The organism is Thermoflexibacter ruber, from assembly GCF_900113045.1.
In the GTDB taxonomy this organism is placed as follows: domain Bacteria; phylum Bacteroidota; class Bacteroidia; order Cytophagales; family Thermoflexibacteraceae; genus Thermoflexibacter; species Thermoflexibacter ruber.
The window spans coordinates 38747-52933 of record NZ_FONY01000003.1 but is presented as its reverse complement, the minus strand read 5'-3'; the positions used below and the strand labels follow the sequence as shown (position 1 = coordinate 52933).

Sequence of the window (14187 nt, the reverse complement as noted above, 5' to 3'; positions counted from 1 at the left end):
CTAAACCAAATAGGTTGATTTCATAGTAACGGTCAGGTAATTACTACTTTCTAAACGTCTATGAAGTATCTTTATTTTAGGCAATTCATATTCATAAAAATAATGCAAAGTAAGGATTTTTCCTTGATAAAAATTGTATTCCTCTTCGCTTAAATTATCATTGTCTAAGGCTTTTTCTGCGGCTATACCCTGAACAAGCCACTGCCAAGCTATGGCTATGATACCAAAATATTCTAAATATAAGGTAGCATCGGCTAAACACTTTTCTATTTGCCCTTCTTTTGCTAAGTCTGCTAAGTGCATAGTAATGCCTTGCAAGTATTGGCTTGCTTCTGCTAATTCATGTTTTCTGGGTCGTAAGCGACTTACCGCAGGTACAGCAAGTAGGGTTTTTCGTATTTCGGTCATGAATAGCACTACCGCCTTGCCGTCTTGCATCATGGCTTTCCGTCCTAACAAATCTAACCCTTGTATGCCTGTAGTCCCTTCGTGAATAGGGTGGATGCGCGTATCCCTAAAAAATTGCTCAGGAGTGAAATCTTCCAAAAAACCATAACCTCCCAAGCATTGAATAGCAGCACTTGTGGTCAAAATCGCCATTTCCGAAGGATAGCTTTTAGCTACGGGAGTGAGCAAGTCTAACAAGAGTTCGTATTCTGCTTTTGTTTCGCCTTCGCTTACTTTAGCTAAATCTGCGTACAAACTGCACTGCATCAACAGGGAAAGTGAACCTTCTACTACTGATTTTTGGAAAAGCAACATTCGCCTTACGTCAAAATGCTCTATAATAGGAATTTGAGGCTCGGCAAGATTTTTAGCGGAGAGTGGTCTGCCTTGTGGTCTTTCTTGTGCGTATTCCAAAGAGGCATAATAAGCGGCAGAGGCAATAGATACTGCCGACATTCCCACCGCCAAGCGTGCCTCGTTCATCATTTGGAACATATAGCTCAAACCCTTGTGGGGTTCTCCCACTAAATAGCCATGACAGTCCTCCTTTTCTCCAAAAATCAAGTGAGCAATGGGCGCACCTTTATAACCCATTTTATGATACATGCCTGCTGTAATTACGTCATTACTCACCAATTGTCCGTTTTCTAATCTTTTTTTAGGCACGACAAAAAGAGAAATTCCCTTCGTGCCTGCGGGCGCTCCCTGTATTCTTGCCAAAAGCAAATGCACGACATTTTCTACGGCGTCGTGGTCGCCTGCGGAAATGAAAATCTTTTGCCCTTTGATGAGGAAATGCCCTGTTGCAGTAGGGTATGCCGTAGTTTGCACATCGGAAAGCGAACTTCCCGCCTGCGGTTCGGTAAGAGCCATAGTACCTTGCCATTCCCCAGTGTACATTTTAGGAATGAAAGTTTTTTTCAATTCTTCCTTCCCAAAATTGCGAATGAGGTTAGAAGCCCCTGTGGAGAGAAAAGGAAAAACAGAAGCCGAATAATTTGCCGCACCAAAGATAAAACCCACTAAGTTAGAAACTATCAAGGGTAGTTGTTGCCCTCCTTCCTCATAAGTAGCAGTAGCAGAAATCCAGCCTCCTTCTCCGTAGAGTTTCATCAAGTTTTTTACTTGGGGGTGTACGAAGATTTGTCCATGCTCGTATCGTGGGGCTTTTCTGTCCATCTCAGTCAGATAAGGATGCAAGTGCTTATCTGCTAAGGATTTGGCGGCATCAAGCACCATATTAAAAGTTTCTTTGTTATGGTCTTGGTAGTAAGCATATTTACAAAGAGAACTTGCTTGGTGGACTTCGTGCAACAAGAAATATAGATTGCGTAAGTTTAAATATTGTTTAGGCATATTAACTTAATTTGATGCTTTTTTGAGAAGGGAAAGTTAAGAGAATTTGTTTTGATAAGCAAGAAAGGATAAAATAATAAAGTTTTCGTTTAGCGGTAATAGCCCTTCTACTTACCCAAAAGCAATATAAGCAGGCATCGAGTGTTTTTGGGTAATTCGCAAAGTTTCTCGTTTGGCAAAGTCGGTCTTGCTAATCTCAAAGAGAGTATCTCTTGCTTTTCTGGCACTTTCCTCTATATCTACCAAAGGGTACGGATAGTCTATGCCCAACTTGAATTTGTATAAATGTTCTTCCAAGTGCGTAATTTTCCAAGGTTCGTAAGCCAGATACGTAGGCAAGTTTTGCAGTTCAGGAAGCCAAGTTTTAATGAATTTGGCTTCAGGGTCGTGGTCTTCGGCTTGCTTAGTGGGATTGTATATGCGGATTTTCTGGGAGGCTGTTCCCATGGTGCTTGCTTGCATTTGGAATTGGCAGAAATGAATCCCTACCTCATAGTCAAGAAATTGCCTTGCTAAGTGGGCTACTCCTGCCTGCCAAGGCTGGAAAAGGTGGTGTGTAAGGAAAGAAACCAGCATAGCCCTCATTCTAAAGTTCAAGTAGCCTGTGGCATTGACGCAACGCATACAAGCATCTACGAGAGGAATACCCGTTCTGCCTGTCTGCCAAGCATGTACGTACTCAGGATTGACCTCTTGGCGTACTGCATCAAAGGCAGGGTGAAGATTTTTGAACTCCATGCTACACTCCATCTCAAAGCGTTGGATATAATGACAGTGCCAATGCAAACGAGATTCAAAACTTGTGAAAGCGTGCTGGAGAAAAGGGAATTTTTCCTTCTCTGCTTGCATGACTTGATATACCTGCCTGATAGACAAATTGCCCCAAGCCAAGTAAGGGGAAATGCGGCTACAAGACTTTCTGCTTTCTGCGGGTTTGGAAAGATGTTTGGCATAGTTTACGATTCGCTCTTGGGTAAAACTTTTTAAATATCGCCATGCCAAAGTTTCTCCACCTTTCTGCAAATCATGAGTAAACTTTTGATTCTCAATATTAAGCAAGCCATAGTTTTCAAAAAATGAAGGTTCTAAATGAACTGCTTTTAGCTTTGTTAAATTTACTTTTTCCGTAGGGGTTTGCATGGTAGCGACCCACTGCTCGTTCCAGCCTTCTCTGTTTTTTAGCCCGCGCAGTACCCCGTCTTTTTTACTTTCAATCCATTGTATTTGAGCAGCTTGACAAAATTTTTTAAATTGTTTATCCCGGTCAAAAGTAACTTTCTGTCCAATTTCTTGGTGCGAAAAAACAGCATGAATTTTATACTTTTCTAAAATTCGCTTAAAAACCGGAATTACCTCATTTTCAAATATATAAATGTGTGCTTGGTAAGGTCTAAGGCGATTTTGCAGGTCTTGCAGCGACTCTTTGGCAAAAATCCAATGCCTTTCAGAATGTTCAGCTAACTGTATGACAGAGGGTTCAAAAAAGAAAATCAATAGAGTAGCATAGAGGCTTTCCAATGCTTGACGCAGGGGAGCGTGGTCATAAAGCCTTAAATCTCTTTTAAACCATAAGACGTTGATAGTTTCCATTGACCTCAGTCTTCTGCTTTGTCTATACAATCATCGAGATTTTGTAAAGTATTTCCAATTTCTGCCACTTGACTATTCAGTGTTTTTATCAAGTAAGCCAACTGACTAAGTTTTTCTTCTAACTTTTTGGAGTAACTCTCCGTATCTATGAGTTTTGACTGATGCAAAGAAAGTTGCTCTTTTAGGTGAGCAACTTCTTTTTGCAATTCATTAGAATAAGCGAGTGCATCGCTAAGCATGCATTTCTGTGCCGCTAACTGCTCTTTCAAATAAACCACTTCCTCATGAAGGCAGTGTTGGGTTTCATTTTGCTTTTCGTTCATACATCATTTTTCTACTGCTTCCTCAATGGAATCTGCATACTGAATGTCCAATTCTTTGTATTTTCCGTTAGGATACTCTCTTTCTATTTTCATTCTACCTAACTTTACGCTTTGCACAAAAACACTATCATCAGGCAGAATTTTGCGGTGCGTTTTTACGCCATATTTTAAAAACATCTCCTCTTTCCAAATAACAAAATACCACTCCATAGAAGGTTGGTGGAATACCGTTAATTTTCTTTTGTCAAAAATCACTTTTGTTATATGATACTTTTGAATGATTTCGCCTGTTTGAGTAAATAATTCTTTAAATTCTTCTATTGGAATATAATTAGCATTAGCTACGATGAGTAAAGCCTTCTTTTCTTGCCATATATAAACTTCTGCATGACTGAATCTTTCAATAAGTTGAAAGTCATTAGATAATTTATTTTCCATAATCAGATAAAAATGTCGGTTAGATAAAAAATTTAGTTTTACATACCTAAACCTGAAAAACTACTTTTTGTTTGAAGGCAACCCAAAATGATGACTTTAAATTTTATTTTAAGAGTGGTTTTTTGAAAAGTCCACAATAAGTCAGTAATTTTGAGCATCAATCATTTATCCATTACACTTACTTACTAACATGAACAAACGAGTTCTTCTGATGATATTAGACGGTTGGGGCTTAGGTTTAGACCCCAAAATTTCTGCCATTGCACAAGCAAATACACCTGTCATGGACAGTTTGAATGAAAAATATGCCCATAGTAAATTGGAAGCCTGTGGGTTGGCAGTAGGGCTACCCGATGGGCAAATGGGCAACTCAGAAGTAGGACACATGAACTTGGGGGCAGGCAGAGTAGTCAATCAGATGTTTGTCAAAATTAATAAAGCCATAGATGCCAAAATTTTAGATAAAAACCCAACCTTATTAGAGGCTTTCAAATACGCCAAAGAAAATAAAAAATCCGTGCATTTGATAGGTTTAGTGTCTGATGGCGGGGTTCACTCACATATCAACCACCTCAAAGCCCTTTGTAACATTGCTAAAAATGAAGGACTAAGCGATGTTTTCATTCATGCCTTTACCGATGGGCGAGATACTGACCCACAGTCAGGTTTGGGCTTTATCCAAGAATTAGAGAATCACTTGCAAAATAGTGCAGGAAAAATTGCTTCTGTTACAGGACGTTATTATGCTATGGACAGAGATAAGCGTTGGGAAAGGGTAAAATTAGCCTACGATGCAATGGTCAATGGCATTGGCGATCATTTTTCTACCGCAGAGGAAGGCATCAAAGCCTCTTATGCTAAGGAAATCACCGATGAGTTCATCAAGCCAATTATTTGCACAGATGCTAATAATCAACCACTTGCTATTATTAAAGACGGTGATGTAGTGCTTTGCTTCAATTTCAGGACGGATAGAGGTAGGGAAATTACTATGGCTCTTACGCAGCAAGATTTCCACGAGCAGAACATGCACAAACTCAACCTGAACTACCTCACTATGACGCGTTACGATGAGAGTTTTAAAGGCGTGAATATTCTTTTTGAGGAAGATAATTTAGCGATGTCTTTGGGGGAGGTCTTGGCAAAAGAGGGAAAAACACAAATTCGAATTGCAGAAACAGAAAAATATCCACACGTAACTTTCTTTTTCTCTGGAGGTAGAGAAGAAGTTTTTGAAGGAGAAAAAAGAATTATGTGCCCTTCACCTAAGGTAGCGACCTATGATTTACAACCAGAAATGAGTGCAGAGGACATCAAAAATGCTATTATCCCTGAAATCAAGCAGAAAAGTGCAGATTTTATTTGTTTGAACTTTGCCAATCCTGACATGGTAGGGCATACAGGCGTGTTTTCTGCCGTGGTCAAAGCCTGCGAAACGGTGGATAGGTGCATGGGAGAAGTTCTTGATACTGCCTTAGCCAATGACTATGCAAGTATTGTAATTGCCGACCATGGCAACGCCGACTACATGATTAACCCCGATGGCTCGCCCAATACAGCCCATAGCTTGAACTTAGTACCTTGCATTTTGGTAGATAAAGACTTCAAAGGCAAGCTAAAAGACGGAAAATTAGCAGATATTGCTCCTACTATCCTCAAACTTATGGGTATCAAGCAGCCCGCAGAGATGACAGGGGAGTCCTTGATAGCGGATTAATCTTAGGTAGATACAATGAGTAGAATCGCTATTATAGATATTGGGACAAATAACTTTCACTTACTAATTGCTGAAAAGCAACAAGATAAAATTGAGATTTTACACAAGTCAAAAGTTTTTGCCTTTATTGGCAAGGGAGGGATTCACAGTCGGATAATTGCTCCCGACGCTATGGAGCGTGCTTTACAATATTTGCAAAATTTCAAAAAAATCATAGATACTTTTGGGTGCGAGGAGATTCAGGCGATTGCTACAAGTGCTGTACGCAATGCCTTGAATGGGAAGGAGTTAATAAACTTGGTCAAATCAAAAACGGGTATTCAAATCCAAGTTATAGAGGGAGAAAGGGAGGCAGAACTAATTTATTATGGGGTAAAATCTTATTTGGTCATTACAGAAATTTCTCTCATTATGGACATAGGGGGGGGAAGTGTGGAGTTTATTATATGCGATGCTGAAGAAATCTATTGGAAGCAAAGTTTTGAGATAGGAGCGCAGCGATTATTGTATGATTTTCACCAAAACGACCCTATTAGCCAAAGAGAAATAGAACAACTCAATGCTTATTTGGAAAAAATATTGTCCCCTTTGTTTGAAGCAAATGAGCAATTTTTACCCCAAGCATTGATAGGCTCTGCGGGTTCTTTTGATACCATAGTAGATATTTATTGCGCTGAAAATCATATTTATAACAGCTTGAAAGAGAAAAAAGAGTTTAACATGCCTATCAGTGCATACAAGCAAATTCATCAGCAACTTATTAGTAAAAACTTAGAAGAAAGGTTAAAAATAGAAGGCATGACGGCAGAAAGAGCTGAGATGATAGTAGTGGCTTCCTGCCTTATTGATTTTATAGTCAATAGATTAGCTATCAAGCAAATGCGTGTTTCCGCCGCCTCACTTAAAGAAGGAGTTTTGTGGGAATGGGCAAACAAGAAAATCTAATAAAAAAAGAAAGAAGTTAGGCTTTTCTAATGAACTTATCTATCTTTGTTTTATGAACTATTCAACTCTGTCCAATTTTATGATACGACCTGACGAAAGAATCTTTGAACTAATTGATAAAGAGCAAGAAAGACAAACAAGAGGTTTAGAACTGATAGCCTCAGAAAACTTTGTTTCTCCCTATGTGCTACAAGCAATGGGAACAGTATTGACTAATAAATATGCAGAAGGATTGCCTCATAAACGCTATTATGGGGGCTGTGAGGTAGTAGATGAAATAGAAAGTTTAGCCATAGAGCGTGCCAAAGAGCTTTTCCGTGCAGAATGGGTAAACGTACAACCGCATTCTGGAGCGCAGGCAAATGCCGCAGTAATGCTTGCCGTTTTAGAAGCAGGGGATAAAATTCTCGGTTTTGACCTATCTCATGGAGGGCATTTGACGCATGGTTCGCCTGTAAATTTCTCAGGAAAACTATACAAAGCCTCCTTTTATGGAGTAGAAAAAGAAACAGGCGTAATTGATTATAACAAAGTAGAAGCTACAGCCAAGAAAGAACTCCCTAAGTTAATCATCTGTGGAGCGTCTGCTTATTCCAGAGATTGGGACTATGTAGCCCTTAGACAAATCGCTGACAAAGTAGGAGCTTTGCTTTTAGCAGATATTTCCCACCCATCAGGCTTGATAGCCAGAGGTTTACTCAACGACCCTATGAAGCATTGCCATATCGTTACGACTACTACCCACAAAACCCTAAGAGGTCCCAGAGGTGGTATGATTATGATAGGTGAAGACTTTGAAAATCCTTTTGGCAAAACTAATCCTAAGGGGAAACTTCGCATGATGTCTGAATTATTGGACTCTGGCGTGTTTCCTGGTACTCAAGGAGGTCCTTTGGAGCATATCATTGCTGCAAAAGCAGTGGCTTACCGAGAAGCCCTCTCTGATGAGTATATGCACTACATCTTGCAGGTAAAGAAAAATGCAGACCTCTTGGCAGATATGTTTCTGGAAAGAGGCTATCAAATTATTTCAGGAGGAACGGATAACCACCTCATGCTCATAGACCTGAGGAATAAAGGTATCACAGGAAAAGAGGCGGAGAACGCACTTATCAAAGCAGATATTACAGTAAATAAAAACATGGTACCTTTTGATGACAAATCCCCTATGGTAACTTCGGGTATCAGGATAGGCGTACCTGCCATTACTACCAGAGGTATGAAAGAACAAGACATGGCAAGAGTAGCAGAGCTGATAGACAAAGTACTTACTAACCATACCAACGAAGCTATCATTGCCCAAGTGAAAAACGAAGTAAATGAGTGGATGAGTCATTTTCCGTTGTTTGCACAAGTAGAGGAAGTTGCAATGGCATAGTAAAAAAGTAAGCAGCATAAATAATTGTATGGCTCCGTAGGCAGAAATATACATTCGTTCTTCCTACGGGGCTTTATGCCCATGGTATCGATTATTTTCTACTAAATATAGGCTGCTCATCAAATCAGGGTGAAGGCTTACGACTTCGCCGACCACAATAACAGCTGGATTACTCATGCCTGCTTGTCGAGATTTTTGAACAATGTCATGTACATATCCTAAGACATATTTTTCTTCTTTTGTCGTACCATTTTGGATAATAGCAACGGGGGTATTGGCTTTGCCATAGTTATTAAAGATATCCATGATTTGACTTAGTTTGCTCATTGCCATTAAGATAACTACAGTAGCAGAGGATTGTGCTGCAAGTAGCAGGTCAGTGGAGAGTTCTCCTGTGTGCTTTGTGCCTGTAATTACCCAAAAACTTTCACTAATGCCTCGGCATGTTAGGGGTATCATTTGAGAAGCGGGCACAGCAAGCGGGCTGGATACCCCTTGGACTACCTCGACAGGGATATTAAAAGCAGTAGCATAGTCTATTTCTTCTTTGGCTCGCCCAAATATGAAAGGGTCGCCGCCTTTTAACCTGACAACATGACCATACTTAAAGGCAGATTCGATAATGAGTTGGTTTATCTGTTCTTGGGTGCAAGCATGACAGCCTAAACGCTTACCTACAAACATTTTGACTGCTTGAGGGGCGTAGTCTAAAAGTGCTTCATTTACTAAAGCATCATAAAGGATTACATCTGCTTTCTGTAATACTTTAATTGCTTTAAGGGTGATGAGGTCGGGGTCTCCCGGTCCCGCACCTACTAAACTAAGTTTGATTTTTTTTTTCATATTAGCTTTGACTGAAAATTTATTCTATAGAGCTTTACTTACTTATAATCAGTAAGTTAGTTGAGTAACTTTTTTTGCATAATAACTTTACAAGACAGATTTTACAGATTGCATGGATTTTCACTGATAAATTACCTCCAAATCGGTGTTTTATCAGTAAAATCAGTATTATCGGTGTTCCATAGATAGTCAGTAACAATTTAGATAAATTAATCATCTAAGCCTAAAAAAGTAATCTATTGCAAATCAAATGGTAAAAATTCTGATAGTTTGCTTGGAGATAGAATTGCCTATCTCAATCTGTACCAGCCCAATTCAGGCTATACTGCTTTACTCTTCTACCCCAATATATACCATACCATTTTCAACTTTGATAGGATAGATTTTGAGGCTTTGCTCACTTCCGTTGAGGCACTTGCCGCTCTGCAAAGAATAGTTCTTTTTGTGGAAAGGACAAGCAACTTTAGGTTCGCCTTCTTGTGTGCCTATAATGCCTCGTGAGAGAACCATCTGTTGGCGGTGTGGGCAGAGGTTTTGGGTAGCATACCATTCACCTCTGCGCTTGAAGTTAAATACAGCAATCTGTTCATTTTTGTATTTGATGCAAGCTCCTCCATTATCTGGAACGTCCTGCTCGGTACAAGCTAAAAACCAATTCATTTTTTTATTATTAAATTTTCTATGTTAGTTACTCATTATTAATTACTTGTTGTTATTGGGTAAGATTTATCTCACTGAGCATACTTAATTTACCTATTTCCAATCTTTTGCTTTTACTTGGTTGCGTAAAGGGACAAACTCTACAGTAGGGTCTTTTTCCATAGGAGCATTTACAAAATGACAGAATCGCTTGCGGATTTGAGGGTCATTAATAGCCTCTTTCCACTCACACTTAAAGGTATTGACGAGTTGTTGCATTTCTGCCTCCCACTGTGCTGCCATGCCCAAACTATCATTGACCACTACATTGCGAAGGTAATTAATGCCTCCTTCCATTTTGTTGAGCCAAGTGGCTGTACGTGTGAGAGGGTCTGCTGTTTTGATGTAAAACATGAGAAAGCGGTCTATGTAACGAATACAGGTTTCCTCGTCTAAGTCACTTGCTAAGAGAAGGGCGTGCTGTGGTTTTGTACCTCCGTTCCCACATACATACAAATTCCAACCTTTTTCAGTAGCGATAATACCAAAATCTTTGCTCTGTGCCTCAGCACATTCTCTAATACAGCCTGATACCGCAGATTTTAGTTTATGAGGAGCGCGGATTCCTTTGTAGCGTTCCTCGATTCTTATGGCAAAGCTAACACTATCTTGTACGCCAAAGCGGCACCATGTCGAGCCTATACAACTTTTAACAGTACGCATTGCCTTTCCGTAGGCATGTCCACTCTCAAAACCTGCGGCGATAAGCTCTTCCCAGATAAGTGGGAGGTCGGAGAGGTGCGCTCCAAATAGGTCTATGCGCTGCCCGCCCGTGATTTTTGTATATAAGCCGTATTTTTTAGCAATCTGCCCAATAACTATGAGTTTGTCAGGAGAGATTTCACCTCCTGGGATACGAGGCACTACGGAATAAGTACCTCCTTTTTGAATATTTGCTAAGAACCTGTCATTAGTGTCTTGGATAGTATCTTGCTTTAAAATCATTTCATTCCATAAACTCGCCAAAATAGAAGCAATTGCAGGTTTACAAATTTCACAGCCGTCGCCTTTGCCTATTGTGTCCAATACCTCATCGTAGGTTCTGAAGCCTTTTAGCTTGATGAGGTCAAGAATCTCTTGCCTCGAGTATTGGAAATGTTCGCAGAGTACATTTCTTACGTATTTTCCCTGTGTTTTCATAGTAGCAGTGAGAAGTTCTTGGAGTAGTGGCGTGCAACCACCGCAACCGGTGCCTGCTTTGGTACATTTTTTTACTTGTTCTATGCTTTCTATATTTTGCGCTATGATAGCATTGCAAATACTACCTTTATTTACTGATTCACAAGAGCACACTATTGCCTCCTCAGGCAAATCTGTTATTTTGGTTGCTGAGTTTTCTTTACCTTCACCGCCTGTTCCCAATATCAAATCTTCAGGATTTGGTGGAAGTAATATTTTGTTTTTAGTGATTTGTAAGAGCATATTGTAGTCTTTGGCTTCTCCTACTAATATCCCTCCAATCAGGTATTTGCCGTCTGCACTGATATTGATGCGCTTGTAAATGCCTTTGTTTTTATCCTCCAGGATAAGTGTTTTACATTCAGGCTCACAAGCAAATGGATTACCAAAACTTGCTACATCTACCCCCACTAACTTTAGCTTAGTACTCATGTCATAATAAGAGAATCGCTTGTTTGCTTGGGTGAGCTGAGCAACAGCCACTTCTGCCATTTCATAACCTGGTGCTACCAAACCATAAATCATTCCTTCATAAAGTGCGCATTCTCCGATGGCAAATATATTCTTGTCAGAAGTTTGCATTTTTTCATTGACTATAATGCCACCTTTCGCGCCTACACTTAAACCAGCCTTAACAGCCAACTCATCTCTGGGTTTGATTCCCGCAGAAATAATTAACATTTGTAGGAACAGCTCACTGCCGTCAGCAAATTGTACTCCACTAATACATTCATTACCTATAATTCGGTTAGTAACTTTGTTAGTGTGAACTCGTATCCTCATGGATTCAAGTTTCGATTTGAGCATTTGCGAGCCTCTGTCATCTATCTGGCGAGGCATCAGCCTTGGAGCGGATTCAATAACGTGTATTTCTTCTAAGCCTAAGTCCAAAAGTGCCTTAGCTGCCTCTAAACCCAAAAGTCCCCCACCAATAACTGCTCCTATTTGTGCTTTTTTAGCATAACTGGTGAGTTGCTCTATGTCCTCAATAGTCCTATAAACGAATACGCCATCTTTCTCAACACCTTGGATTGAAGGAACAAAAGGTGCAGAGCCTGTAGCAAGAACTAAATAATCATAATACGCCTCTATGCCTGAAAAAGAAGTTACTTTTTGGTCACAGCGGTCTATGTGAAGAACTGGGTCTGCAAGATGCAAGGTAATCCCCCTTTCTCTGTACCACTCTACACTACTCATGCTAAGTTCCTCAGGAGATTTGCCATTCACAAGGTCGCTTAAGTGTACGCGGTCATAAGCAGGGCGTGTTTCCTCTGCAAAAACGGTAATTTGGCATTTGATTGACTGGGAGGTTAGCTTTTCACAAAATTTGTAGCCAACCATTCCATTTCCGACAACTATGATTTTCATTAGTTTAGGTAAAAACAATGTAACGAGTAAAAAATTAAAATAAATCAGTTTAGTCGGATTTGGTTTGCTAAAAAATTATCAACTTGTTAATAAATAGTGCTTAAAATTTAATTTATATCAAAAATACGAACAATTTTTATTAAAATAAAATTTTTAAGTATTTTTTTTAAGTATTTTTTTGAGCATTTAAGTAAAAATATCATGTATCGATAAAGAGAGCATCTACCATGTACTATTTATTCATTATATAGATTAGATGTCTTAGCTATTTTATCCCCAAACAAAATTAGTTTGCGAAACCTGTCAGGGGTGAGTGTGCTTATAGATGTTTTTTGAAAAGTCCCAAGTACAAATACTCACATACTTGTCCTTACTATTTTATTTTCTACCATGTTTACTCTTACATACTGTTCCTTTTTAGCCTCACAAAGCGGACAGCAATAATCAGCGGGAAGTAAGTCAAAAGGAGTACCTTGTTCTATCCCTCTGTCAGGTTCGCCGACTGTTTCATCGTAAACACTTAGGCAGTCAGCGCATTGATATACCACATTAAAAGGACTATTAGGCTCGTATGCGTTGCTATCATCTTTGTAGGTTATTTGATTGGGCTTTTGTCTTTCTTCTTGTACGCTTTTCCAAGCATAGAAGAAATGACAAATTTCACACAGTTGTTTGCCTAATTGTAGTCGAGATACATTCTTCTTAAAAGTATATAATTGTCTTTGATTAGGATTGAAATTTTCTGTATGCAAAATATCATATAAGGGCAAAAGTTTAATTCCTAATAATTTAATGTATTTTTTCCTAATAATTACTGAGCCAAAAAGCTCTGATTTAGGACGCAATTGAATCCCAAAACATAAACCAAAGGTTCGCATATCATATTTGTTCAGATACTTGATTAAGTACTGTTTAAGCTGATTTCCCTCGTTGCTGTGGTCTTCTATTTGCCAGTTAAGCTCATTGGCGGCATGTCTTATGTTCATCTCATATTTGTCCATAATTCTACTCCAAAGTTTCCTATCCTTTTCTTCAATTCCCTTGACAATCAGAGATTTCCAAGGAGTAATACAAATATGCCCTATTTTAGTTTGTAGGCAAAGAGTACAAATTTCCAATAGAAACTCCACTGAGAATAGCTCATCTCTGCGATAAATACCTAACCAAGTTTTGTTTCCTTGTCGGTTAAATCCCTCATAATAAGGCAGATTAAAGGGAGGTAATTCCATTTTTTTCTCAATAGGCTTGCTGATATAGGCTATTTTTTGTTTTACCTTAAAAAAAAGTAACTCGCCATTGGCTCTATCGTTGCCATAAAAATCTACCCCAGAAGAAATAATTATTTCCTCTATCGTTCTCGAGACTTTTGGAATGTCTAAACTGTAAATCAGTTCTTTCCATTCAAAAACTACGTTTGTCTTCGGAAAACGCACTACCAAAAACCAAAGGTGAGTATCCTCAGATGCTATCCAATTAATATTGCCCGTGAAAAAAGGGGTAAAGTTCTGGGAATGGTCTGAGATATTAATTTTTAGCTTAGGTCGGTAGTCAAATAGGTCAAAAATATCTCTATATACGCCCTCACTGTTCCAGTTGTCCTCTATGAATACTTCTTCGGCTGGGTAGGAACTTACAATATTAGGAAAAGAATCAAGGTCTGTTTCGTATAAGATTTCCTTACTTTTGAGTTCTTTTTCAAAAATATTCTGTAATTTTTGAGGTATATCAAGTATCAATTGCTGACGTAAGCCAAAACGTATATTTCTAATACCTACTTTCTGAGAAGAAGTTAAAATGTCTTGTAGCTTACTAAGAGCGATAATTCCTCCCGTAAAATTAATTTTGATAGTAGTAAACTTTTTCATATTTGTATTTCGACTTTAATTCTTGCACATTACAAAAGC

Annotated in this window: 11 protein-coding genes; 3 read left to right on the top strand and 8 right to left on the bottom strand. The window is 39.0% G+C overall.

The features are described from left to right. The 4 genes from BM141_RS02230 to BM141_RS02215 form a co-directional block, all read right to left on the bottom strand. Positions 1-1803, bottom strand: coding sequence for an acyl-CoA dehydrogenase (locus BM141_RS02230; protein WP_091539292.1), 1803 nt, complete (start codon positions 1801-1803; stop codon positions 1-3). Positions 1804-1914: 111 nt separating this feature from the next. Beyond that, positions 1915-3393 carry a cryptochrome/deoxyribodipyrimidine photo-lyase family protein gene (locus tag BM141_RS02225; RefSeq protein ID WP_091539289.1) on the bottom strand — a complete coding sequence of 493 codons (1479 nt, stop codon included), beginning with the start codon at positions 3391-3393 and terminating at the stop codon, positions 1915-1917. A 5-nt stretch (positions 3394-3398) separates the two neighbouring features. Next, positions 3399-3716 (bottom strand): hypothetical protein, encoded by a 318-nt coding sequence (locus tag BM141_RS02220; protein ID WP_091539285.1) that lies wholly within the window; start codon positions 3714-3716, stop codon positions 3399-3401. 3 nt (positions 3717-3719) lie between these two features. Continuing rightward, positions 3720-4154, bottom strand: a complete 435-nt coding sequence (locus BM141_RS02215) for a hypothetical protein (RefSeq protein WP_091539282.1) — start codon at positions 4152-4154, stop codon at positions 3720-3722. A gap of 190 nt (positions 4155-4344) precedes the next feature. Here BM141_RS02215 and gpmI point away from each other — a divergent pair, with 190 nt between their 5' ends. The 3 genes from gpmI to BM141_RS02200 are packed head-to-tail and all read left to right on the top strand — an operon-like array spanning position 4345 to position 8194. After that, positions 4345-5871 (top strand): 2,3-bisphosphoglycerate-independent phosphoglycerate mutase, encoded by a 1527-nt coding sequence (gene gpmI, locus BM141_RS02210; RefSeq protein ID WP_091539278.1) that lies wholly within the window; start codon positions 4345-4347, stop codon positions 5869-5871. A 15-nt stretch (positions 5872-5886) separates the two neighbouring features. Then, on the top strand, positions 5887-6816 hold the full coding sequence (locus tag BM141_RS02205; protein ID WP_091539274.1) for a Ppx/GppA phosphatase family protein: 930 nt from the start codon (positions 5887-5889) through the stop codon (positions 6814-6816). A 52-nt stretch (positions 6817-6868) separates the two neighbouring features. Beyond that, on the top strand, positions 6869-8194 hold the full coding sequence (locus BM141_RS02200; RefSeq protein WP_143090763.1) for a serine hydroxymethyltransferase: 1326 nt from the start codon (positions 6869-6871) through the stop codon (positions 8192-8194). Positions 8195-8257: 63 nt separating this feature from the next. Here the strand turns inward: BM141_RS02200 and cobA are convergent, their stop codons facing one another. The 4 genes from cobA to BM141_RS02180 all read right to left on the bottom strand — a co-directional run bounded on the left by cobA (position 8258) and on the right by BM141_RS02180 (position 14148). Then, on the bottom strand, positions 8258-9037 hold the full coding sequence (gene cobA, locus BM141_RS02195; protein WP_091539267.1) for a uroporphyrinogen-III C-methyltransferase: 780 nt from the start codon (positions 9035-9037) through the stop codon (positions 8258-8260). A gap of 330 nt (positions 9038-9367) precedes the next feature. Continuing rightward, positions 9368-9697, bottom strand: coding sequence for a nitrite reductase small subunit NirD (gene nirD / locus BM141_RS02190; protein ID WP_091539264.1), 330 nt, complete (start codon positions 9695-9697; stop codon positions 9368-9370). Between the two features lie 93 nt (positions 9698-9790). Then, a complete protein-coding gene (gene nirB, locus BM141_RS02185) occupies positions 9791-12283 on the bottom strand; it encodes a nitrite reductase large subunit NirB (protein ID WP_091539261.1) in 2493 nt (830 codons plus the stop codon). A 356-nt stretch (positions 12284-12639) separates the two neighbouring features. Further along, positions 12640-14148, bottom strand: a complete 1509-nt coding sequence (locus BM141_RS02180) for a rubredoxin (protein WP_091539258.1) — start codon at positions 14146-14148, stop codon at positions 12640-12642. Positions 14149-14187 lie beyond the last annotated feature (39 nt).